Origin of the sequence: Streptomyces solicamelliae, from assembly GCF_045348655.1 — a bacterium.
GTDB classification, from domain to species: domain Bacteria; phylum Actinomycetota; class Actinomycetes; order Streptomycetales; family Streptomycetaceae; genus Streptomyces; species Streptomyces solicamelliae.
Genome location: NZ_CP160404.1, coordinates 4,236,476 through 4,257,947, shown reverse-complemented (window position 1 = coordinate 4,257,947; position 21,472 = coordinate 4,236,476). Strand labels below are relative to the sequence as shown.

Here is a 21,472-nt window from a genome sequence, read left to right as displayed (position 1 = left end):
CCTGGCCGGTCACCTGGGGGTGACCACCTTGTAGTTCTTCGGCACCTGCGCGTCGGGCCGGCGCAGGTACAGCGGCCTCGGGTCGAGGAACTCCCCGCCCGCGGCCAGCACCTCCGCCGCTCGGGCGGCGAGCGCGGCCGCGGACTGGTGCTCCGGACCACGGGCGTCCGGGAACGCCTCCGGGTAGAGCAGCGCGCCCGCGCCGACCACCGGGAGCCCGGCGACCTGCTCGGCGATGTCGGCCGGCCGGTCGACGGACGGCTCGCTCACGCGGGTGCGGAAGTCGTCGTAGCGCGCCCAGTAGACCTCCTTGCGGCGGGCGTCCGTCGCCACCACGAAGGGCTCGGTGAGGCCGGAGGCGTACGCGAGGCCGTCGAGGGTGCACAGGCCGTGCACCGGGACGCCGCCGAGCGCGGAGGCGAAGGTCGTCGCGGTGACCAGGCCGACGCGCAGTCCCGTGTACGGCCCCGGACCGACGCCGACCACGAGGCCGGTGACGTCGGCGAGCGTGCGGCCGGACTGCTTCAGGACCTCGTCGACGGCGGGCAGCAGCAGCTCCCCGTGTCTGCGGGCGTCCACCCGGCTGGACTCGGCGGCGACGGAGCCGCCGTCGTGGAGGGCGGCGGTGACGGCGGGGGTGGCGGTATCAAGGGCGAGCAAGAGCACGCGAACAGCCTACGGCTCCGGCGGCCGGGGCACGGCGTCCTGTCCCGTCCCCGCCCTGCTGCTAACGTCACCACGGGTACATACGTCTGACGGGCACATACGTCCGAGGGTCGTTCTGAGAGGTGGGCAGCACCGTGGCACGTGGCAGCGCGGGATTCGTGACCGGGCTCACGGCGGCCGCACTCGCCGTGGTCGGTTTCCTCGCCTTCCAGGCGTCCGCGAACGCCCCCGCGGACCTGTCGGCGACGTCGAAGGCCCCCAGCGCCTCCGCCTCGTCCCCGGCCGCCCCGACCGGCCCGGCGAAGCCGCAGAAGGACCCGCTGGCGATCCCGGCCGACTCCGGCAAGGGTCTGCGCGTCGTGTACGGCCTCACCGAGAAGCGGGTCTGGCTGGTGGACGCCAAGGGCCAGGCCACCAGCACCTTCAAGGTCATGCCCAGCACCGTCCACCCGGCGCCCGGCACCTACCACGTGACCTCGCGCTCGAACACGGTGCGCGGCTCGGACGGCGTGCAGATCGAGCACGTGGTCCGTTTCACCAAGGTCGACGACGTGGCGATCGGCTTCAGCGCCGCCGTGGACGGCACGCTGACGGAGCCGGACCCGGCGCGCAGGACCGGCGGCATCCGCATGAAGAAGGCCGACGGCAACGCGATGTGGATGTTCGCGACGATCGGCTCGAAGGTCGTCGTCGTCGCGTAACTGTCGTCGCCGCGTAACTGTCCTCGCCGCGTAACTCACGCGTACGAGTGAGTCAGGCCGCGTCCTGCCGTACCACGCGCACGACCGCCACCGACGGCTCCGCCGTGTCGTGGCGTGCGGGCTGTCTGTCCCGCGGCGGGGTCGAGACGGCGTCGGCGGCCGCGCAGGAGGCCAGCAGGTCGCGCATGTTCACGACCTGATTCCGCGGCTCACGCTCTGGCGCATGCTCTGGCGTCGACATGAAGGCCTCCCGTAGGTTAGGTACACCTAACCAGCTCGTGCCTCCATGTCACCACGCCCTGGACGACCGGCGCAACATCTTCCCGACACCTTGTCGGAACGTACGTACCCTCAGACGAGTTCCAGGTCCTCCCCCGTCCAGCGTGCGCCGATGCCGCGCAGCACGACCGTGCGCCGGTCGTCGTCGGTGTCGCCGGCCACCCGGTGGATGAGCAGGTGCAGCCGGTCGTCCGTCAGGTCCTCGACCTTGCCGTCGCCCCACTCCACGACGACCACCGAGTCGGGCAGCGAGACGTCGAGGTCCAGGTCCTCCATCTCGTCCAGGCCGCCGCCGAGCCGGTACGCGTCGACGTGCACCAGCGCCGGGCCGCCGGTCAGGGACGGGTGGACGCGGGCGATGACGAAGGTGGGCGAGGTGACCGCGCCGCGCACGCCCAGGCCCTCGCCGAGACCGCGGGTCAGGGTCGTCTTGCCGGCGCCGAGTTCGCCGGTGAGCATGACGAGGTCCCCGGGGCGGAGCAGTTTCGCGAGCCGCCGGCCGAGCTCCTGCATCTGCTCGGGGGAGTCGACGGCGAGAGTGGCCTCAGCGGCCTCGGCCGCCGGAGTCTGCGGTGGTTCCATGCGGCCCAACGTTAGCCGCTGCCGGCACCTCGCTCCCGTCTCCCGCCACCACCCTTACAAGGCCGCGCTTCGCGCCTTTTCCTTTGCGCGGACGAGCAGGTCCGCGAGGCGGTCCGTCACCGCCTCCGGGTGCTCCAGCATCACCAGGTGTCCGGCGTCGGGGACGATGACCAGTTCGGCGTCCGGCAGCGCGGCCGCGATCGCCTCGGTGTGCGAGCTGGGCGTGATCATGTCGTTGTCGCCGGCCAGGGCGAGCACCGGGACGCCCGTCAGGACCCCGAGCGCGTCCGCCTTGTCGTGCTCGGCGAAGGCCGGGTAGAACTCGGCGACCACGTCGATCGGGGTCGCCTCGATCATCCGCTCCGCGAAGCGGGCCACGGCCGGATCGACGTCGCGGGAGGAGAACGAGTACCGCTTGATCAGCCCGGCGAACAGGTCGGCGGTCGCGCGGCGGCCGCGCTCCACCAGCTCCGGCTGGGAGCCGAGCGCGCGCAGCACCCCCGGCAGCACCCGGCGGACCATGCCGGCGCCGGCGCTCGGCAGCCCGTACGTGACCTCGGCGAGCCGGCCGGCCGAGGTGCCGACGAAGGCCACGCCGACGACCCGGTCGCGGATCAGCTCCGGGTACTGGTCGGCCAGCGCCATCACCGTCATCCCGCCCATGGAGTGGCCGACCAGGACCAGCGGCCCCTCGGGCGCGGCCGCGTCGATCACGGCCTTGAGGTCGCGGCCGAGCCGGTCGATGGACACCGGCACGCCGTGCGCGCCCGACTGCCCGGGGCCGCGGGCGGAGCGGCCGTGGCTGCGCTGGTCCCAGTGGACGGTACGGACCAGGCCGCGCAGGGCGGCGCGCTGGAAGTGCCAGGAGTCCTGGCCGAGGCAGTAGCCGTGGCTGAAGACGACGGTGACCGGCGCGGGGGTGCGGCGGCCGAACAGCCGGCGGCGGCGCTTCTCGCCGGGCTTCGGCTCGAGGTCGTCGACCTCGAAGTACAGCTCGGTGCCGTCGTCGGCGACGACGCGGCCGGAGGCGCCGCGGAGCGAGCCGTACGGGGCGGAGGCGTCGAGGGCGAGCCGGGCCTTCTTGCGGATGCCGCGGCCGACGGTGAGCCGCTCGACCGCGACACCGGCCGCCGCGCCGGCGGCGAGCACCCCTATCGCGGCGCCGGCGAGCCCGGCGCGGCGCCAGGCGCCGACGTCCCCCGTGCTGCTGTCGCTCACGACCGCTCCCCCTCTACTCGTGGTCCTTGTCGACGTAGACGCGCGGGACGCGCGCACCGATGCGGGTGACGATCTCGTACGCGATGGTGTCGGCGGCGTCGGCCCAGTCCTGGGCGGTGGGTTCGCCGCGGTCGCCGGGCCCGAAGAGCAGCGCCTCGGCGCCGGGAGCGACGTCGTCGTCGTCGAGATCCACGACGAACTGGTCCATGGCGACCCGGCCCGCGACGGTGCGGACCTTGCCGCCGACGAGGACGGGACCGCGGCCGGAGGCGTGCCGGGGGACGCCGTCGGCGTAGCCGAGGGGGACGAGGCCGAGGGTGGTCTCGCGCTCGGTCGTGTAGTGGTGCCCGTACGAGACGCCGTGCCCGGCGGGCGCGTGCTTGACGAGGGCGACGGAGGCGGCGAGGGACATCACCGGCCGGAGCCCGAAGTCGGCGGGGGTGCCCAGCTCGGGGCTGGGCGAGACGCCGTACATGGCGATGCCGGGCCGCACGAGGTCGAAGTGGGACTCGGGGAGGGTGAGCGTGGCGGGCGAGTTGGCGATGTGCCGCACCTCGGGGGTGACGCCGGCCTTCTCGGCGTGCTCCAGCATGGAACGGAAGAGGTCCAGTTGGGCGGCGATGGACGGGTGACCGGGCTCGTCCGCGCAGGCGAAGTGCGACCAGAGGCCGGTGACGCGCAGCAGCCCCTCCTCCTGCGCGCGCAGGGCCTCGCCGACGAGCTGGGGCCAGTCGGCGGGCTGGCAGCCGTTGCGCCCGAGGCCGGTGTCGGCCTTGAGCTGCACGCGGGCGGGCCGCCCGAGACGGCGCGCGGCGTCGACGACCTCCCGGAGCGCCCACATCCCGCTCACCGACATGTCGAGGTCCGCCTCGATGCCCTGGTCCCAGGGGTCGCCCGGCGTCCAGAGCCAGCACATGACGCGCGCGTCCGTGATCCCGGCGGCGCGCAGCGCGAGCGCCTCGTGCGGGGTGGCGGTGCCGAGCCAGGTGGCGCCTGCCTCGAGCGCGGCCCGCGCGCAGGGCACGGCCCCGTGCCCGTACGCGTCCGCCTTGACGACGCCCATGACCTGGACGTGGGGCGCGACGCGGGCGCGCAGCGTGCGCACGTTGGCACGCAGCGCCCCGAGATCGATCTCGGCGCGGGCTCGGCGGGGCGGCGGCGGTGTCTGGCTCATCGCGCCCAGTCTCTCAGGTGTCCCGCCCGGGACACTCGCAGCGGCGTGTAGTGGAGGTCACGTCGAGGTCAGATGGGCGAGGGCGCCGTCGGGGACGGGGTAGGGCCGCTCGTCGGGCAGCAGTTTCCGCGCCGCGTCGAGATCCCCGCTCCGTACGAGCTCGTGCACGTCGTGGGCGCGCTCGGTCACGTCCGTGATGGAGACGATCCACTCGTCGGCGTACCGGCCCGCCGCCTCGCCGGAGAGCCCGAGCTGGAGGGACCGGTACGGGAGGGCCTGGAGGTGCAGGTCCCGCTCGGGGTCCCACTGCACGCGCGTGGGAGCGCGGCGCAGCTCGCGCTGCCAGGAGGCGCGGTCGGGGTGCAGCCCGCGGACGTAGTGCGACAGGGAGGCGTGCTCCAGCGCCCAGGCGAACCCCTCACGGCTGATCTCGACGGCGAGGACGGTCTCCTGGCCCTCCTTCTTCCCCCAGCCGCAGCGGTACATCATCCACAGGAACGAGGGCTTGATCCACGTCATGCGGTCCCGCTTCCAGACGGCGGGAAACCGCCCGTCGCGGGCAGCGGGCAGGCCGATCTCGGGCCGGTAGGCCTGGTAGACGGTGACGGTGGAGTCGGTGAATCGGGCGCGGATGCGGTGCTTGGGCTCTGACACGGGTTCAGCGTGGCCCAGCGGGGCGGGACGCCGCGAGGCATTTTCGGCCGGGCCGCGGCGGCCCGCGCGAGGGCCCCCTACTCCGCCCCCACCACGTTCCCCCACGCCCGCGGCAGTCCGTCCGCCACGTCGCCCGCCGAGACCGGGGTGGTGCCGCCCGAGGTCAGGCGGGCCGAGAGGCCGTGGAGGTAGGCGGCGGACGACGCGGCGTCGCGGGGGCGCAGGCCCGCGGCCAGGAGGGAGCCGGACAGGCCGGACAGGACGTCGCCGCTGCCGGCCGTCGCGAGCCACGACGTGCCCGTGGGGTTCACGCGCACCGGCAGGGCGCCCTCCGCGTCGGCCACCAGCGTCGTCGAGCCCTTCAGCAGGACCGTCGCGCCGAACCGCGCCGCCAGCTCCCGCACCGCCCAGAGCCGCCGCGCCTCCACCTCGCCGCGCTCCACGCCCAGCAGCGCCGCCGCCTCGCCCGCGTGCGGGGTCAGCAGGGTGGGGGCGGGCCGGCGCCGGACCGCCTCCGGGGACAGCTCGCGCAGGCCGTCCGCGTCCACCAGGACCGGCACGTCCGACGCCAGGACCTCCGGTACGCCCGGGCCCTCGCCCAGCCCCGGGCCCACGACCCACGCCTGCACCCGCCCGGCCTTCGACGGCGGTCCGTCGTGCACCAGCGTCTCCGGGAAGCGCGCGATCACCGCGTTTGAGGCGGGCCCCACGTACCGCACCGCCCCCGCCCCGCCCCGCAGCGCGCCGGCCACCGCCAGCACCGCCGCGCCCGGGTAGCGGGCGGAGCCCGCGACGACGCCGACCACGCCCCGCCGGTACTTGTCGCTCTCCGCCCCCGGCCGCGGCAGCAGCCACGCCACGTCCTCGTGCTGCAGCGCCTCCATGTCCGGCACGGAGGGGAGTGTGGCGTCAAGGCCGATGTCGACCAGCCGCACCGCCCCCGCGTACTCCCGCGCCGGATCCACCAGCAGCCCCGGCTTGTACGTACCGAACGTCACCGTCGCGTCCGCCCGCAGCGCCTCCCCGGTGACCTCGCCGGTGTCCGCCGACACCCCGCTCGGCAGGTCGACTGCGACCACCACCGCGTCGGAGCCGCGCGCCGCCCGCGCGACCGGCACCGCGTCGGGCCGCAGCCCGCCCTGCCCGCCGATGCCGGTGATCCCGTCCAGGACCAGGTCCGCGACCGCCAGCGCCTCGAACGGGTCGTCGCTCACCCGCCCCCCGGCCGCCCGCAGCGCCGCCAGCCCCGCCTCGTGGACCCGCGCGCCGAGCAGCACCGCGGTGACCCCCGCGCCGCGCCGCGCCAGGCGGGCCCCCGCGTACAGCGTGTCGCCGCCGTTGTCGCCGCTGCCGACGAGCAGCACGACGCGCGCGCCGTAGACCCGCCCCTTGCCCAACAGCGAGCAGCACGCGGCCGCCAGCCCCGCCGCCGCGCGCTGCATCAGCGCGCCCTCCGGCAGCCGCGCCATCAGTTCGGCCTCCGCGGCCCGTACGGTCTCCACCCGGTGAGCGATGCGCATGGCATCAACCCTCCGCGATCACCACCGCCGACGCCACCCCGGCGTCGTGACTGAGCGACACGTGCCAGTTCTTGACGCCGAGTTCGGCGGCCCGCGCCGCGACCGTCCCGCGCACCCGCAGCCGCGGCTGCCCGCTCTCCTCGACGTACACCTCGGCGTCCGTCCAGTGCAGCCCCGCCGGCGCGCCGAGCGCCTTCGCGACCGCCTCCTTCGCGGCGAACCGCACCGCGAGGGAGGCCGTACCGCGCCGCTCCCCGCTGTCCAGATACAGCTCCCGCTGGACGAACAGCCGTTGCAGCAGCCCCGGCGTCCGCTCCAGCGACGCGCCGAACCGATCGATCTCGGCCACGTCGATCCCCACCCCGATGATCATCCGACTACGACTCCCACTCACTCCACCGTCACGGACTTCGCCAGATTCCGCGGCTGGTCCACCTCGTTGCCCCGCGCCGTCGCCAGCTCGCAGGCGAAGACCTGCAGCGGCACCGTCGCGACCAACGGCTGCAGCAGCGTAGGCGTCTCGGGGATGCGGATCAGATGGTCGGCGTACGGGACGACCGTCTCGTCGCCCTCCTCCGCGATCACGATCGTCCGTGCCCCCCTGGCCCGGATCTCCTGGATGTTCGACACGATCTTGTCGTGCAGCACCGACCGCCCGCGCGGCGACGGCGCGACGACGACCACCGGCAGATCCTGCTCGATCAGCGCGATCGGCCCGTGCTTCAGCTCGCCCGCCGCGAAGCCCTCCGCGTGCATGTACGCGAGCTCCTTCAGCTTCAGCGCGCCCTCCAGGGCCACCGGGTAGCCCACGTGCCGGCCGAGGAAGAGCACCGTGTTCTTGTCGGCGAGCGTCCGGGCCAGCGCCCGTACCGGCTCCATCGTCTCCAGGACCCGCTCGACCTTCTCCGCGCTGCGCGCCAGCTCCCGGATCACCGCGTGGATCTCGTCGCCCCACTTGGTACCGCGCACCTGCCCGAGGTACAGCGCGACCAGGTAGCAGGCGACGAGCTGCGTCAGGAACGCCTTCGTCGAGGCGACCGCGACCTCCGGCCCGGCGTGCGTGTACAGCACGGCGTCGGACTCGCGGGGGATCGTGGACCCGTTGGTGTTGCAGATGGCGAGCACCTTCGCGCCCTGTTCGCGGGCGTGCCGGAGCGCCATCAGCGTGTCCATGGTCTCGCCGGACTGCGAGATCGCCACGACGAGCGTCCGGGCGCCGAGGATCGGGTCCCGGTAGCGGAACTCGCTGGCCAGCTCCACCTCGCAGGGGATCCGGGTCCAGTGCTCGATGGCGTACTTGGCGATCAGCCCGGCGTGGAACGCCGTACCGCAGGCGACGATGACGACCTTGTCGGTCTCGCGCAGTTCGGCGTCGGGGATCCGCAGCTCGTCGAGGCTGAGGGCCCCGGCCGCGTCGATCCGGCCGAGGAGGGTGTCGGCGACCGCCTTCGGCTGCTCGGCGATCTCCTTGAGCATGAAGTAGTCGTAGCCGCCCTTCTCGGCGGCGGAGGCGTCCCAGTCGACGTGGTACGCGCGGACCTCGGCGGGGGCCCCGTCGAAGTCGGTGACGGTCACGCCCTCACGGCTGAGCTCCACGACCTGGTCCTGGCCGAGCTCGATCGCGGACCGGGTGTGCGCGATGAACGCGGCGACGTCGGAGGCGAGGAAGTACTCCCCCTCGCCGACCCCGACGACGAGCGGCGAGTTGCGCCGCGCCCCCACGACCACATCCGGCTGGTCGGCATGCACCGCGACGAGCGTGAACGCCCCGTCGAGCCGCCGGCACACCAGCCGCATGGCCTCGGCGAGGTCACCGCAGGAGGAGAAGGTCTCGGCGAGCAGATGCGAGACGACTTCCGTGTCGGTCTCGGAGGCGAGCGCATGCCCGCGCTCGGCCAACTCGGCCCTGAGCTGGGCGAAGTTCTCGATGATCCCGTTGTGGACGACGGCGACGCGGCCCGCGTTGTCGAGGTGCGGGTGCGCGTTCGCGTCGGTCGGGCCGCCGTGGGTGGCCCAGCGGGTGTGTCCGATGCCGGTGGGGCCGCTGGGCAGCGGCCGGTCCTTGAGTTCCTTCTCCAGATTGACGAGCTTGCCCGCCTTCTTGGCCGCGGCGAGCCCGCCGTCGGCGAGCACCGCGACCCCGGCCGAGTCGTATCCGCGGTACTCGAGCCGCTTGAGCCCCGCGATGACCACATCAAGCGCCGACTGCCCGCCGACGTACCCCACGATTCCGCACATAGCGGCAGCCTACGACCGACCCGGCCGGTGTGGGCGGCTCAGCGCTCCCACCAGTCGCGGTCGGGCAGCACGGCCCACACGTCCGGCGGACCCGTGACGGCCCTGGGCCCGTCGAGACGCAGCCCGGCGAAGGCGCAGGCGTAGGCGGGCGCGTGGTGGCGGTAGAGGTACGCCGCAAGGACGTCCTCGGGGCTGCTGTCCACGTCGGGCCCGCCGCCCGGGTGCAGGTCGGACCCCTCGTACCGCCCGTCCCGGACGATGCTGCCCTGGTCGCCGCTCTTGGGGTTGCAGTAGACCCCGTAGCCGTACGTCCCGGCGGTGAGCCGGACGAGGGCGCGCGGCGTCTGGGGCATGTAGCCCCACGGCTGGGTGACGACGCACCCGCCGGGGACGGTGGTGACGCCGACGTACGACAGGGTCTCGTCGAAGTCGTACTCGTACGCGAACTCGCCCGGTTCCTCGGGCAGTTCCGTCGGGGTCGCCTCCAGCCGGCGTACGGCCTCGTCGGCGTCGATCCCGGCCACGCAGGCGAGTCCGAGCCCCTCGGTCCAGAGGTCGCCGAGCGCGGCGACGAGCCGCCGCCCCTCGGTGGCGGTGGCGGCTTCGGCGGGGGTGAGCCCGGGCTCGGTCGCCGGCCTGGCGAACAGCCCGGGCGTCGGGCCGGCGAGGCTCAGCCGCCCGGGCGACCACCCGGCGAGCTGGGGCCGCCAGGGGTCGGCCCCGACGGCGGCGAGGGCACGGGCGTTGTCGGCGCGCCCGGCGAAGACGGCCTCCCAGAGCGCGGTCACGCCGTTCTCGGCCCCGTCCACGTCGGCGACCCGCACGGCGAGTTCGGCGACGACCTCGGGCGCTCCGAGGAGCGCGGCACGGTGCAACGCGCGCAGCCCGTCCCGCCACTCCTCCGGATCAGCCCCTTCGGCGAGCAGCCGCCGGACGAGGTCGAGGTCCTTCCACCCCTCCCAGCCGAGGCCGCCCCACCCGTGCTCCCGCCCGCTCACCGCACTCAGCCGAGCTTCTTGACCTGGGCGTCGACGACGTTCTTCGGGGTCTCGGGGAGCGCGCCGGAGAGGTTGATGGTGGAGAAGTTGGCGAGGGTGTTCGCCTTGCGCACGACCACGACGCCGTACACGGCCTTGTCGCCGCCGACCTCGGTGGTCACGGTGAGGCCGAGGTTCTCGTCCCCGCCCGAGGCGTCACTCTTCCCCGGCGCCACGGAGCTGATCTTGACCTTCTGGCCGCCCTGGGTCGCCGTGAAGCCCCCGGCGCACTTCTCGCCGGCGGTGCGCAGCGAGGCGAACGCCTCCTCGGCGCCCTTGCCGTCGTACGACCCGAGGGTGACGGCCGTGACGGGCTGGGTGAGCGCCTTCATCGCGTTCTCGGCGGGCGAGGCGTTCGGGTCCTTCTCCGGAAGGGCGATGACCTTGACCTTCGCGGTCGCCCCGGGCTTGCCGGTGGCGATGAAGGCGATGGCGTCGGCGACCGGCTTGCACTCGGCCTTGTCCGTGGTCACGGACTCGGGCGGCAGGTTCTCGGCCGCGGTGGCCTTCTTGAGCAGGTGGCCCGGCAGCTCGGCCTGCGTGACCAGCAGCTTCTCCAGCTCGGCGGCGGACAACGCCTTGGCGTCGGGCGCGGCGGGCGTGGCCGGTGCGGACTCCTTGCCCTTGTCGGCCCCCTTCCCCTCCCCACCACAAGCGGCGAGCAGCAGCGCGAGGGAGCCCACGGAGGCGGCGACGGCGGTACGACGGATGACGGAGGCGCGCATGAACCAGCTTTCTTCTTCACAGAACGACGCGCCCACGATGGCCGAAACCCGACCGACGATCAAGAAAATTACGACTTCACCACGATCGCTCCCCCAACTCCCCAGCCACGACGGCCACCAGGCCCCTTCGGCCGCCGCGGCAAACTCCTCTGGCGCGAACCGGCCCCACCCGCGAGGTCGTACGGGGCCGACTACGCTGACGCACCGTGAACGCACCCTTCGCAGCCCGGCCCATCGGCACCAGGCGGCTGGACCTGCTGCCGCTGCAGGTGGAGCACGCCGAGGAGATGGCCGAGGTGCTGTCCGACCCTGCTCTGCACACCTTCATCGGCGGCACCCCGGACACCCCACAAGCCCTGCGCTCACGCTACGAGCGCATGACGGCAGGCTCCCCCGATCCCGCCGTCTCCTGGCTGAACTGGGTGATCCGCCTCCGCGACGAGTCCCGCCTGACCGGCACCGTCCAGGCGACGATCCACCCTTCCGACCCCGGTCACACCGCCGAGATCGCCTGGGTCGTCGGCACCCCGTGGCAAGGCAAGGGCATCGCCACCGAAGCCGCCCGAGCCCTCGTCGACTGGCTCACCGAAAGGCCCGTCCACACCGTCATCGCCCACATCCACCCCGACCACCGAGCCTCGGCCACCGTCGCCACCACCGCCGGCCTCACGCCCACGGACACGCGGCACGACGGCGAGATCCGCTGGCACCTCGCCATCGACTGACGCCCCGCCAGGACGTTCGGCTCACGCTTCCGGAGCGTCGGTCGGTGCGGGCTCCGGCTTCGTGTGGAGGACGTCTCGGGCCTGTTCCGCCGCGCGGATGATGCTCTCGGCGACGAAGTCGAGGAAGCGGGCGATGTTCTCGAGGCGGGCGGCCGCGGGGGTGTCCGGGCCCAGGACCGTCACGCCCTGGCGGGCGACCTCCACCAGTTGGAGGTTCGAGCGGGCGCTGGCCAGCATCGACTGGTACCAGACGTCCGCGTCGACCAGGTAGCGGTCGCGGCGGCGTTCGTCGCGCTCGCGGCGGATCAGGTCCTGGCTCTCCAGGAACGCCACGGCCTTCGAGACGGACGCCGGGCTGACCTGGAGGCGCTGGACGAGTTCGGACGCGGTGAGGCTGCCCGCGTCGCTCGTGAGAATGCAGCCCAGCACCTGCGCCGGCATCTTCGTCATGCCCGAGCCCATCAGCACGGTGATGAAGTGCTCCTCGTACGCGCGCACCTCCTCCGGGTCGCGCCCGTACGGCTCCCGCGCCGTCGCCTCGCGGCTCCGCGGCGCGGGCTGCCGGCGGCGCTGCGCGCGGTGGCCCGTGGCGCGCTGCGCCAGGTCCGCGCGGTACGAGGCGGGGCCGCCGTTGCGCATGACCTCGCGCGTGACGGTCGACGTCGGGCGGTCCAGTCGCCGCGCGATCTCCGCGTACGCCAGACCGTCGGCCAGCCCCGACGCGATCTGCCGGCGCTCCTGCTCGCTGAGCCTGCCTCCTGGCATCCCGGCCTCCCCTTCCTGTTCGTGTACGGCCCCACCATAGCGTTCAGCCGCATTTCATTGCAACGGGCCTGGTTTCACGCGTTGCGTTCAACCGCAGAGTCATTGCATTGATTTCCCTCCCTCTACCTGCAGTTACCGGGTTCCAGTGCAATCCAGCTGTTGCCTCTTTCGTGAACGCAACGTAGCTTTTCCATCGTCAGAAACAACGCGGCACGGCAACCGGCCAGCCGACCAGCCCAGGAGCACACCATGCAGAAGTTCGACACCCCCTCCCCGATCTCCGTCGTCCTCGCCGTCCCCGCCGGACACCTGCGCTTCATCGCCGCCGACCGCACCGACACCACCGTCGAGGTCCTGCCCGAGAACGCCTCCAAGAGCCGGGACGCCAAGGCCGCCGAGCAGGTCGAGGTCGGTTACGCCGACGGCGTTCTGCGGATCTCGATGCCCGAGCCCAAGAACAAGCTGCTCGGCCACTCCGGCGCCGTCGAGATCACCGTCCAGCTGCCCGCCGGGTCCCGCGTCGAGGCCAAGGCCGCGGCGGCCGAGTTCCGCGGCGTCGGGCGGCTCGGGGACGTGGCCTTCGAGGGCGGGCACCGCTCCGTCAAGCTCGACGAGGCCGCGAGCGCCCGGCTCGCCGCGCACGACGGCGACGTCGTCGTCGGCCGACTCACCGGGCCCGCCGAACTCAGCACCCAGCGCGGCAACGTCACCGTCACCGAGGCCCACCGCGGCGACGTCACCCTCAGCACCCAGCAGGGCGACATCGCCGTCGGCGCCGCCCGCGGCGTCTCCGCCGCCCTCGACGCCGGCACCACCTACGGCCGGATCCACAACAGCCTCGCCAACGACGGCGACGCCGGCCTCCGCATCCGCGCCACCACCTCCTACGGCGACATCACCGCCCGCAGCCTCTGATCCCACACCCAAGGGGGGTACCGCTCATGAACACGCTCGCCATCTCCGCGCAGGGACTGCGCAAGTCCTACGGCGACAAGACCGTCCTCGACGGCGTCGACCTCGCCGTCCCGGAAGGGACGATCTTCGCCCTGCTCGGACCGAACGGGGCCGGCAAGACCACCGCCGTCAAGATCCTCTCCACGCTCGTCTCGGCCGGCCCGGACAGCGGCCCGATCCGTGTCGGCGGGCACGACCTCGCCACGCACCCCCAGGCCGTACGGCGCTCCATCGGCGTCACCGGGCAGTTCTCCGCCGTCGACGGGCTGATCACCGGCGAGGAGAACATGCTGCTCATGGCCGACCTGCACCACCTGTCCAAGCGCGAGGGGCGCCGCGTCGCCGCCGAGCTGCTCGAACGGTTCGACCTCACCGAGGCCGCCGGCAAGCCCGCGTCGACCTACTCCGGCGGCATGAAGCGCCGCCTCGACATCGCGATGACGCTGGTCGGCGACCCGCGGATCATCTTCCTCGACGAGCCGACCACCGGTCTCGACCCGCGCTCCCGCCACACCATGTGGCAGATCATCCGGGAGCTCGTCACCGGGGGCGTCACCGTCTTCCTCACCACCCAGTACCTGGAGGAGGCCGACGAGCTGGCCGACCGCATCGCTGTGCTCCACGGCGGAAAGATCGCGGCGGAGGGCACCGCAGAGGAGCTGAAGCGGCTCGTCCCCGGCGGGCACGTACGGCTCCGGTTCACCGACCCCGACGCGTACCGCGGCGCCGCCTCCGCCCTGACCGAGGCGGCCCGGGACGACGAGGGCCTCGTCCTGCAGCAGCCCAGCGACGGCAGTCAGCGCGCCCTGCGCGAGCTCCTCGACCGACTGCAGACCGCCGGCGTCGAGGCGGACGAGCTGACCGTGCACACGCCCGACCTCGACGACGTGTTCTTCGCCCTCACCAGCACCGTTCCCAGCCAGTCCGCGAGCCCGTCCAAGGAGGCCCTGCGATGAGTTCCCTGTCCCTCGCCGTGCGCGACTCGTCCACCATGCTGCGCCGCAACCTCCTGCACGCCCGGCGCTACCCGTCGCTCACGCTGAACCTGCTGCTCACGCCGATCATGCTGCTCCTGCTGTTCGTCTACATCTTCGGCGACACCATGAGCGCGGGCATCGGCGGCGGCGGGGCCGACCGCGCCGAGTACATCGCGTACCTCGTGCCCGGCCTGCTGCTCATGACGATCGGCAGCACCACCATCGGGACCGCCGTCTCCGTCTCCAACGACATGACCGAGGGCATCATCGCCCGCTTCCGCACCATGGCGATCCACCGCGGCTCGGTGCTCGTCGGGCACGTCGTCGGCAGCGTGCTGCAGTCCGTCGCCAGCGTGCTCCTCGTCGGCGCCGTCGGCGTGGCCATCGGCTTCCGGTCCCACGACGCCTCCGCCCTGGAATGGCTCGCCGCGTTCGGACTCCTCGTCCTCTTCGCCACGGCGCTCACCTGGATCGCCGTCGGCATGGGCCTGGTCAGCCCGAACGCGGAGGCCGCCAGCAACAACGCGATGCCGCTGATCTTCCTGCCGCTGATCTCCAGCACCTTCGTCCCGGTCGACGCGATGCCGGGCTGGTTCCAGCCGATCGCCGCGTACCAGCCCTTCACGCCGGCCATCGAGACCCTGCGGGGCCTGCTGCTGGGCCGCGAGATCGGCCACAACGGCTGGCTCGCCGTCGCCTGGTGCATCGGTCTCGCGGTCCTCGGCTACGTCTGGTCGACCAGGAGGTTCAACGACGATCCGAAGTGACCGCCATGACGAGAAGCGACGACAGGACCCCAGCGGGCCGCGCCCACAGCGCGGCCCGCTGCGCCACGTGACCCACCCCACCCCCCACTCCTCCCCCGCACCCCCGACAATGGCGGGGTGATCACAACGTCGACGCAGGGGTCGAACGGCAAGGGCAACGGCAACGGCGCCGGGGCTGCCAAGCCGCGCTCCGAGGCCACCCCGTACGTGGACCTGACCCGGACCGAATGGAGCGCGCTGCGGGACAAGACCCCACTGCCGCTGACCGCCGACGAGGTCGAGCGGCTGCAGGGTCTCGGCGACGTCATCGACCTGGACGAGGTCCGCGACATCTACCTGCCGCTGTCCCGGCTGCTCAACCTGTACGTCCAGGCCACCAGCGGACTGCGCGGCGCGCTGAACACCTTCCTCGGCGAGCGGGCCGAACAGCGCGGTACGCCCTTCGTCATAGGGGTCGCCGGTTCCGTGGCCGTCGGCAAGTCCACCGTGGCCCGTCTCCTCGAGGCCCTGCTCGCCCGCTGGCCCGAGCACCCGCGCGTCGAGCGGATCACCACCGACGGCTTCCTGTACCCGATGGAGGAGCTGAAGGCGCGCGGCCTGATGTCCCGCAAGGGCTTCCCCGAGTCGTACGACCGGCGGGCGCTCACCCGGTTCGTCGCCGACATCAAGGCCGGCAAGGACGAGGTCACCGCGCCCGTCTACTCGCACCTCATCTACGACCGGGTGCCCGGCGAGCAGCTCGTCGTACGCAGGCCCGACATCCTCATCGTCGAGGGCCTGAACGTGCTCCAGCCCGCCCTGCCCGGCAAGGACGGCCGCACCCGCGTCGGCCTCGCGGACTACTTCGACTTCTCGGTGTACGTGGACGCCCGCGCCGAGGACATCGAGGGGTGGTACCTCAACCGGTTCCGCAAGCTGCGCCAGACCGCGTTCCAGGACCCGTCCTCGTACTTCCGCCGCTGGACGCAGGTCTCCGAGGAGGAGGCCCTGGACTACGCGCGCACGATGTGGCGGACCGTCAACAAGGTGAACCTGCTGGAGAACGTGGCCCCCACCCGCGGCCGCGCGACTCTCGTCCTGCGCAAGGGACCTGATCACAAGGTGCAGCGGTTGAGCCTCCGCAAGCTCTAGCCTCCGTAAGCTCTGAGGATGCTGCATCTCAGGCTGATCGTCCCGCCCGACCGGACCGAGGCGGCGGTCCGGCTCATCGAGCGGACCGTGGGCACCACCCACCTCGTCGTGCTGCCGGGCGCCGCCCGCGACCCCGCCGGGGATCTGGTGCTGTGCGACGTGGCCCGCGAGGCGGGTGACGAACTCCTGCACGGGATACGGGAACTGAGGATCGACGAGGACGGCTCCATCGCCGTCGAGAACATCGACTTCTCGCTGTCGAAGCGCGCCGACGCGGCCGAGGAGGAGGCGCCGGGCGAGGCAGCGGACGCGGTCATCTGGGAGCAGCTCACCGAGGCGACCCACGAGGAGTCCACCCTCACCATCACCTACGCCGCGTTCATGATCCTGGCGACGATGATCGCGGCCTGCGGTGTGGTGCTCGACAACGCGGTGCTGATCGTGGGCGCGATGGCCGTCGGACCGGAGTTCGGTCCGCTCGCGGGCGTCTGCACCGCCGTCGTGCAGCGTCACGCCAAGCTGGCGGTGCGCTCGCTGTCCGCGCTCCTCATCGGCTTCGCCGCGGCGATCGTCGCGACGACCGTGTTCAGCCTCGGCATGGACGCCCTCGACCTGTTCAGCGTGGAGCAGTTGGACGCCGACCGGCCCAACACCAGCTTCATCTGGCAGCCCGACCCGTTCTCGTTCGTGGTCGCGGTACTGGCCGGCATCGCCGGCGTCCTGTCGCTGACCTCGTCGAAGTCGGGGGCGCTGGTGGGCGTGGCGATCTCGGTGACGACGGTGCCCGCGGGCGCGAACGCCGCCGTGGCGCTCAGCTACGGGCAGTTCAGTCAGATGTGGGGCTCCGTCGAGCAGTTGATGCTCAATCTGTTCGGCATCATGCTCGCGGGTGTGCTCACCCTGTACGCGCAGAAGCTCCTGTGGCGCACCCAGCGCGGACACTGGGTGCGCCCCACGAAGCGCTGACGGACGGGGACCGAAGGACCCGGACTAGCCGAGCGCGGACTTCACCACGTCCGCCAGCCGGCCGGCCACCGAGCGGGCCTGCTCGATGTCCGCGGCCTCGACCATGACCCGGACCAGCGGCTCGGTACCGGACGGGCGCAGCAGGACGCGGCCGGTGGTGCCCAGCTCGCGCTCGGCGTCGGCGACCGCGCTCGCCAGCTCGGCGGAGGTCTTCACGCGGGACTTGTCGACGTCCGGCACGTTGACGAGGACCTGCGGCAGCCGCTCCATCACGCCGGCCAGCTCGGCCAGCGATCGGCCGGTGGCGGCGATCCGGGCCGCCAGCATCAGACCGGTCAGGGTGCCGTCGCCGGTGGTGGCGTGGTCGAGGACGATGACGTGGCCGGACTGCTCGCCACCGAGGGCGTAGCCGTGCTCCTTCATCGACTCCAGGACGTACCGGTCTCCGACGGCGGTCTGGACGAGGGACAGGCCCTCGCGCTCCATCGCCAGCTTGAAGCCCAGGTTGGACATGACGGTCGCGACGACGGTGTCGCCGCGCAGGGTGCCCGCCTCGCGCATCGCGAGCGCGAGCACCGCGAGGATCTGGTCGCCGTCGACCTCGTTGCCCTCGGCGTCCACGGCGAGGCAGCGGTCGGCGTCGCCGTCGTGGGCGATGCCGAGGTGCGCGCCGTGCTCGACGACGGCGGCCTTGAGCAGACCGAGGTGGGTGGAGCCGCAGCCGTCGTTGATGTTGAGGCCGTCGGGCTCCGCGCCGATGGTGACGATCTGGGCGCCGGCCCGGGCGAAGGCCTCGGGCGAGACGCGGGCGGCGGCGCCGTGCGCCTCGTCCAGGACGATCTTCAGCCCGTCGAGGCGGTTCGGGAGGACGGCGATGAGGTGGGCGACGTACTTGTCGAAGCCCTCGTCGTAGTCGCGGACCCGGCCGACGCCGGCGCCGGTCGGACGGTCCCACGGGGCGCCGGTGCGGTGCTCCTCGTAGACAGTCTCGATCCGGTCCTCCAGCTCGTCGGCGAGCTTGTGGCCGCCGCGGGCGAAGAACTTGATGCCGTTGTCGGGCATGGCGTTGTGGCTGGCGGACAGCATGACGCCGAGGTCGGCGCCGAGCGCTCCGGTGAGATACGCCACGGCGGGCGTGGGCAGCACGCCGACGCGCAGCACGTCGACGCCCGCGCTCGCGAGACCGGCCACGACGGCGGCCTCCAGGAACTCTCCCGACGCGCGCGGGTCACGGCCGACCACGGCCGTCGGCCGATGGCCCTCGAAGGTGCCCGCTTCGGCGAGCACATGTGCCGCCGCGACCGACAGGCCGAGCGCCAGCTCCGCCGTCAGATCCGCGTTGGCCACACCGCGCACGCCGTCCGTGCCGAAGAGTCGTCCCACAGCTGTCCTCCGAAAATGCTCCGTCAGTGCAATCCCCTGAGCGTCCGTGTCCGTTGTACGGCCGAATCCGCCCAAAGTGAAGAAAAGACGTACGCCCCGGCAGCACGGGAGTGCCGCCGGGGCGTACGTACAAGCAGTCCGAGCAGGCGATATTAGCGCTTGCTGTACTGCGGGGCCTTGCGGGCCTTCTTGAGACCGGCCTTCTTCCGCTCGACCGCACGGTCGTCGCGGGAGAGGAAGCCGGCCTTCTTCAGCGGGCCGCGGTTGTTGTCCACGTCGGCCTCGTTGAGGGCGCGGGCCACGCCGAGGCGCAGGGCGCCGGCCTGGCCGGAGACGCCGCCACCCGAGATGCGGGCGATGACGTCGTAGCGGTTGTCGAGCTCGAGCACCTTGAAGGGCTCGTTGACTTCCTGCTGGTGGACCTTGTTCGGGAAGTAGTCCTCGAGCGTACGCCCGTTGATCTTCCACTTGCCGGTGCCCGGGACGATCCGGACGCGGGCGATGGCGTTCTTGCGACGGCCCAGGCCGGCGGCCGGCTGCGGGTCGCCGAAGCGCGACGCGAGGGACTCGGAGGTGTAGTCACCCTCGACAACCTCGGTCTCGGTGGTGTACTCCTCGACGCCCTCGAACTCGTCGACAGGGGTCTCAGGGGTGGTCTCGGCCACGATGCTCCTCAGATTTCTTTCGTTCTTAGGGGGTGGCCGGAACTACTGCGCGACCTGGGTGATCTCGAACGGGACCGGCTGCTGGGCAGCGTGCGGGTGGTTCTCGCCCGCGTAGACCTTCAGCTTCGAGAGCATCTGACGGCCCAGGGTGTTCTTCGGGAGCATGCCCTTGACGGCCTTCTCGACGGCCTTCTCGGGGTTCTTCGACAGCAGCTCGTCGTAACGGACGGAGCGCAGACCACCCGGGAAGCCGGAGTGGCGGTACGCCAGCTTCTGGGTCCGCTTGTTGCCGGACAGGTGCACCTTGTCGGCGTTGATGATGACGACGAAGTCGCCCATGTCCATGTGGGGCGCGTAGACGGGCTTGTGCTTGCCTCGCAGGAGGTTCGCAGCCGTCGTCGCCAGGCGGCCCAGGACGATGTCCTGCGCGTCGATGATGTGCCACTGGCGAGTGACATCGCCGGGCTTGGGGCTGTACGTACGCACTTCGTAGCCTTCGCTTCTTCAGTGGATGGAGTCCAGACACACCTGAAGCGATCATGCAGCTGGGGCCTGCACTGCCGGGTCACCGCCCGTATGCGAGCCACTGGTAACTGCTCCAGGGAACTTGCGTAAGGGCCCTTCGCGTGAGAACGACGAAGCCAATACGCATAACAAACGGCAACAGTACCCGCGCCACCCCGGACGGGTCAAAACGCGCCGCCCCTACCGAGCCCGCTCCACCCGCCGCTCGTCCCACACCGGCTCGGTCGTCTCCCGGACGACCCCGTCCGAGCCGAAGACCAGGAACCGGTCGAAGCTCTTCGCGAACCAGCGGTCGTGCGTCACCGCCAGAACCGTCCCCTCGTACGCCTCCAGCCCGTCCTGCAACGCCTCCGCCGACTCCAGGTCCAGGTTGTCCGTCGGCTCGTCCAGCAGCAGCGCCGTCGTACCGGCCAGCTCGAGCAGCAGGATCTGGAAGCGGGCCTGCTGGCCGCCGGAGAGCTTGTCGAAGGGCTGGTCGCCCTGCTGCTCCAGCTCGTAGCGGCGCAGGACCGACATCGCGCCGCCGCGGTCCTTGGCGTGCTCCGTCCACAGGGTGTCGACCAGCGACCGGCCGAAGAGCTCCGGGTGGGCGTGGGTCTGCGCGAAGTGGCCGGGGACGACGCGGGCGCCCAGCTTCCACGTACCCGTGTGGGCGACGCTCTCGTCGCCCGCGAGCAGCCGCAGGAAGTGGGACTTGCCTGAGCCGTTCGAGCCGAGGACCGCGACCCGCTCGCCGTAGAAGATCTCCAGCGAGAACGGCTTCATCAGGCCGGTGAGCTCCAGGTTCTCGGCCGTGACGGCCCGCACGCCGGTCCGGCCGCCGCGCAGCCGCATCCGGATGTCCTGCTCCCGCGGCGGCTCCGGCGGCGGGCCGGCCTCCTCGAACTTCCGCAGCCGGGTCTGCGCGGCCGCGTACCGCGACGCCATCTCATGGCTGACCGCGGCCGCCTGCCGCAGGTTGACCACCAGCTTCTTCAGCTGGGCGTGCTTCTCCTCCCAGCGCCGCTTCAGCTCCTCGAAGCGGGCGAACCGCTCCCGCCGCGCCTCGTGGAAGGTGGCGAAGCCGCCGCCGTGCACCCACACGTCGGAGCCGGCCGGGCCGGGCTCCACCGCGATGATCTTCTGCGCGGCGGTGGCGAGCAGCTCACGGTCGTGGGAGATGAAGAGGACCGTCTTACGGGTCTCCTTCAGCCGCTCCTCCAGCCACCGCTTGCCCGGCACGTCCAGGTAGTTGTCCGGCTCGTCGAGCAGCAGCACCTCGTCCTGACCGCGCAGCAGCGACTCCAGGACCAGCCGCTTCTGCTCGCCGCCGCTGAGCGTGCGGACCTGCCGGAACTGGGCCTTGTCGTACGGCACGCCCAGCGCGGCCATCGTGCACATGTCCCAGACGGTCTCGGCCTCGTACCCCTGCACCTCCGCCCAGTCGCTTAGCGCCTGCGCGTACGTCATCTGCGCGGCCTCGTCGTCGACGGTCATGATCAGGTGCTCGGCAGCGTCGACGGCCCGCGCGGCCTCGCGGATCCGCGGCGGCGCGACGGAGACCAGCAGGTCGCGCACGGTGGACTCGTCCCGCACCGAGCCGACGAACTGCGGCATCACACCGAGCCCGCCGCTGACGGTGACCGAGCCGCCGTGCGGCTGGAGCTCCCCGGAGATCAGCCGCAGCAGCGTGGTCTTGCCGGCGCCGTTCGCCCCGACCAGCGCGACGACCGCGCCCTCCCCGACCCGGAAGGAGGCGTCGCCGAGCAGCACCCTCCCGTCGGGCAGGTAGTACTCCAGATGCGCGGCCTCGACATGTCCCATGAGGGGCATTGTCACCG

General features: G+C 72.3%; 22 protein-coding genes and 1 pseudogene. 7 read left to right on the top strand and 16 right to left on the bottom strand.

Features of this window, described 5'->3' with window-relative positions:
- Positions 1-9: 9 nt before the first annotated feature.
- A complete protein-coding gene (gene tsaB / locus ABZO31_RS19950; protein WP_406862576.1) occupies positions 10-666 on the bottom strand; it encodes a tRNA (adenosine(37)-N6)-threonylcarbamoyltransferase complex dimerization subunit type 1 TsaB in 657 nt (218 codons plus the stop codon).
- Between the two features lie 158 nt (positions 667-824).
- On the opposite strand from tsaB, the gene ABZO31_RS19945 reads away from it, so the two are divergent.
- On the top strand, positions 825-1,367 hold the full coding sequence (locus tag ABZO31_RS19945) for a hypothetical protein (RefSeq protein WP_406865412.1): 543 nt from the start codon (positions 825-827) through the stop codon (positions 1,365-1,367).
- A 52-nt stretch (positions 1,368-1,419) separates the two neighbouring features.
- Here ABZO31_RS19945 and ABZO31_RS19940 read toward each other — a convergent pair whose 3' ends face one another.
- The 10 genes and pseudogenes from ABZO31_RS19940 to ABZO31_RS19895 all read right to left on the bottom strand — a co-directional run bounded on the left by ABZO31_RS19940 (position 1,420) and on the right by ABZO31_RS19895 (position 10,794).
- Entirely contained in the window at positions 1,420-1,560 is a 141-nt protein-coding gene (locus ABZO31_RS19940) for a hypothetical protein (protein WP_406862575.1), read from the bottom strand.
- 158 nt (positions 1,561-1,718) lie between these two features.
- Positions 1,719-2,228, bottom strand: coding sequence for a tRNA (adenosine(37)-N6)-threonylcarbamoyltransferase complex ATPase subunit type 1 TsaE (gene tsaE, locus ABZO31_RS19935; protein ID WP_406862574.1), 510 nt, complete (start codon positions 2,226-2,228; stop codon positions 1,719-1,721).
- Positions 2,191-3,446 (bottom strand): annotated as a pseudogene (locus ABZO31_RS19930) (alpha/beta fold hydrolase). The gene tsaE and the pseudogene ABZO31_RS19930 overlap by 38 nt, the downstream one beginning before the upstream one ends.
- A gap of 13 nt (positions 3,447-3,459) precedes the next feature.
- Positions 3,460-4,620, bottom strand: a complete 1,161-nt coding sequence (alr, locus tag ABZO31_RS19925; RefSeq protein WP_406862573.1) for an alanine racemase — start codon at positions 4,618-4,620, stop codon at positions 3,460-3,462.
- Between the two features lie 57 nt (positions 4,621-4,677).
- Positions 4,678-5,274 (bottom strand): DUF4291 domain-containing protein, encoded by a 597-nt coding sequence (locus ABZO31_RS19920; RefSeq protein WP_406862572.1) that lies wholly within the window; start codon positions 5,272-5,274, stop codon positions 4,678-4,680.
- A gap of 77 nt (positions 5,275-5,351) precedes the next feature.
- Complete coding sequence (locus ABZO31_RS19915) at positions 5,352-6,794, bottom strand: NAD(P)H-hydrate dehydratase (RefSeq protein WP_406862571.1); 1,443 nt, start codon at positions 6,792-6,794, stop codon at positions 5,352-5,354.
- A gap of 4 nt (positions 6,795-6,798) precedes the next feature.
- Entirely contained in the window at positions 6,799-7,167 is a 369-nt protein-coding gene (locus tag ABZO31_RS19910; protein ID WP_406862570.1) for a holo-ACP synthase, read from the bottom strand.
- A gap of 17 nt (positions 7,168-7,184) precedes the next feature.
- Entirely contained in the window at positions 7,185-9,032 is a 1,848-nt protein-coding gene (gene glmS, locus ABZO31_RS19905) for a glutamine--fructose-6-phosphate transaminase (isomerizing) (RefSeq protein ID WP_406862569.1), read from the bottom strand.
- A gap of 38 nt (positions 9,033-9,070) precedes the next feature.
- The gene (locus ABZO31_RS19900) at positions 9,071-10,030 is read right to left on the bottom strand and encodes an ankyrin repeat domain-containing protein (RefSeq protein WP_406862568.1); all 960 of its coding nucleotides are present in this window, start codon (positions 10,028-10,030) and stop codon (positions 9,071-9,073) included.
- A gap of 5 nt (positions 10,031-10,035) precedes the next feature.
- Entirely contained in the window at positions 10,036-10,794 is a 759-nt protein-coding gene (locus ABZO31_RS19895) for a hypothetical protein (RefSeq protein ID WP_406862567.1), read from the bottom strand.
- Between the two features lie 206 nt (positions 10,795-11,000).
- On the opposite strand from ABZO31_RS19895, the gene ABZO31_RS19890 reads away from it, so the two are divergent.
- Complete coding sequence (locus ABZO31_RS19890) at positions 11,001-11,519, top strand: GNAT family N-acetyltransferase (RefSeq protein WP_406862566.1); 519 nt, start codon at positions 11,001-11,003, stop codon at positions 11,517-11,519.
- Positions 11,520-11,540: 21 nt separating this feature from the next.
- Here the strand turns inward: ABZO31_RS19890 and ABZO31_RS19885 are convergent, their stop codons facing one another.
- Complete coding sequence (locus ABZO31_RS19885; RefSeq protein WP_406862565.1) at positions 11,541-12,284, bottom strand: helix-turn-helix domain-containing protein; 744 nt, start codon at positions 12,282-12,284, stop codon at positions 11,541-11,543.
- A 249-nt stretch (positions 12,285-12,533) separates the two neighbouring features.
- Here ABZO31_RS19885 and ABZO31_RS19880 point away from each other — a divergent pair, with 249 nt between their 5' ends.
- The 5 genes from ABZO31_RS19880 to ABZO31_RS19860 all read left to right on the top strand — a co-directional run bounded on the left by ABZO31_RS19880 (position 12,534) and on the right by ABZO31_RS19860 (position 17,079).
- Entirely contained in the window at positions 12,534-13,199 is a 666-nt protein-coding gene (locus ABZO31_RS19880; RefSeq protein ID WP_406862564.1) for a DUF4097 family beta strand repeat-containing protein, read from the top strand.
- 26 nt (positions 13,200-13,225) lie between these two features.
- Positions 13,226-14,194 carry an ATP-binding cassette domain-containing protein gene (locus ABZO31_RS19875; RefSeq protein ID WP_406862563.1) on the top strand — a complete coding sequence of 323 codons (969 nt, stop codon included), beginning with the start codon at positions 13,226-13,228 and terminating at the stop codon, positions 14,192-14,194.
- Positions 14,191-14,982, top strand: coding sequence for an ABC transporter permease (locus ABZO31_RS19870; RefSeq protein WP_406862562.1), 792 nt, complete (start codon positions 14,191-14,193; stop codon positions 14,980-14,982). The genes ABZO31_RS19875 and ABZO31_RS19870 overlap by 4 nt, the downstream gene beginning before the upstream one ends.
- A gap of 207 nt (positions 14,983-15,189) precedes the next feature.
- Positions 15,190-16,113 (top strand): type I pantothenate kinase, encoded by a 924-nt coding sequence (coaA, locus tag ABZO31_RS19865; protein ID WP_406865411.1) that lies wholly within the window; start codon positions 15,190-15,192, stop codon positions 16,111-16,113.
- Positions 16,114-16,131: 18 nt separating this feature from the next.
- Positions 16,132-17,079 carry a TIGR00341 family protein gene (locus ABZO31_RS19860; RefSeq protein ID WP_406862561.1) on the top strand — a complete coding sequence of 316 codons (948 nt, stop codon included), beginning with the start codon at positions 16,132-16,134 and terminating at the stop codon, positions 17,077-17,079.
- Between the two features lie 24 nt (positions 17,080-17,103).
- Here the strand turns inward: ABZO31_RS19860 and glmM are convergent, their stop codons facing one another.
- From glmM to ABZO31_RS19840, 4 genes are all read right to left on the bottom strand, one after another.
- The gene (glmM, locus tag ABZO31_RS19855) at positions 17,104-18,462 is read right to left on the bottom strand and encodes a phosphoglucosamine mutase (RefSeq protein WP_406862560.1); all 1,359 of its coding nucleotides are present in this window, start codon (positions 18,460-18,462) and stop codon (positions 17,104-17,106) included.
- A gap of 152 nt (positions 18,463-18,614) precedes the next feature.
- The gene (gene rpsI, locus ABZO31_RS19850) at positions 18,615-19,127 is read right to left on the bottom strand and encodes a 30S ribosomal protein S9 (protein WP_406862559.1); all 513 of its coding nucleotides are present in this window, start codon (positions 19,125-19,127) and stop codon (positions 18,615-18,617) included.
- Between the two features lie 42 nt (positions 19,128-19,169).
- Positions 19,170-19,613, bottom strand: a complete 444-nt coding sequence (gene rplM, locus ABZO31_RS19845) for a 50S ribosomal protein L13 (protein WP_406862558.1) — start codon at positions 19,611-19,613, stop codon at positions 19,170-19,172.
- Positions 19,614-19,832: 219 nt separating this feature from the next.
- Positions 19,833-21,455, bottom strand: a complete 1,623-nt coding sequence (locus tag ABZO31_RS19840; protein WP_406862557.1) for an ABC-F family ATP-binding cassette domain-containing protein — start codon at positions 21,453-21,455, stop codon at positions 19,833-19,835.
- Positions 21,456-21,472: the final 17 nt, after the last annotated feature.

Coding starts and splice junctions, on each gene's coding strand:
- tsaE (WP_406862574.1), bottom strand. CDS start 2,228: ATGGAACCACCGCAGACTCCGGCGGCCGAGGCCGCTGAGGCCACTCTC.
- alr (WP_406862573.1), bottom strand. CDS start 4,620: ATGAGCCAGACACCGCCGCCGCCCCGCCGAGCCCGCGCCGAGATCGAT.
- ABZO31_RS19915 (WP_406862571.1), bottom strand. CDS start 6,794: ATGCGCATCGCTCACCGGGTGGAGACCGTACGGGCCGCGGAGGCCGAA.
- ABZO31_RS19910 (WP_406862570.1), bottom strand. CDS start 7,167: ATGATCATCGGGGTGGGGATCGACGTGGCCGAGATCGATCGGTTCGGC.
- glmS (WP_406862569.1), bottom strand. CDS start 9,032: ATGTGCGGAATCGTGGGGTACGTCGGCGGGCAGTCGGCGCTTGATGTG.
- ABZO31_RS19895 (WP_406862567.1), bottom strand. CDS start 10,794: ATGCGCGCCTCCGTCATCCGTCGTACCGCCGTCGCCGCCTCCGTGGGC.
- ABZO31_RS19885 (WP_406862565.1), bottom strand. CDS start 12,284: ATGCCAGGAGGCAGGCTCAGCGAGCAGGAGCGCCGGCAGATCGCGTCG.
- ABZO31_RS19880 (WP_406862564.1), top strand. CDS start 12,534: ATGCAGAAGTTCGACACCCCCTCCCCGATCTCCGTCGTCCTCGCCGTC.
- ABZO31_RS19875 (WP_406862563.1), top strand. CDS start 13,226: ATGAACACGCTCGCCATCTCCGCGCAGGGACTGCGCAAGTCCTACGGC.
- ABZO31_RS19870 (WP_406862562.1), top strand. CDS start 14,191: ATGAGTTCCCTGTCCCTCGCCGTGCGCGACTCGTCCACCATGCTGCGC.
- ABZO31_RS19860 (WP_406862561.1), top strand. CDS start 16,132: ATGCTGCATCTCAGGCTGATCGTCCCGCCCGACCGGACCGAGGCGGCG.
- ABZO31_RS19840 (WP_406862557.1), bottom strand. CDS start 21,455: ATGGGACATGTCGAGGCCGCGCATCTGGAGTACTACCTGCCCGACGGG.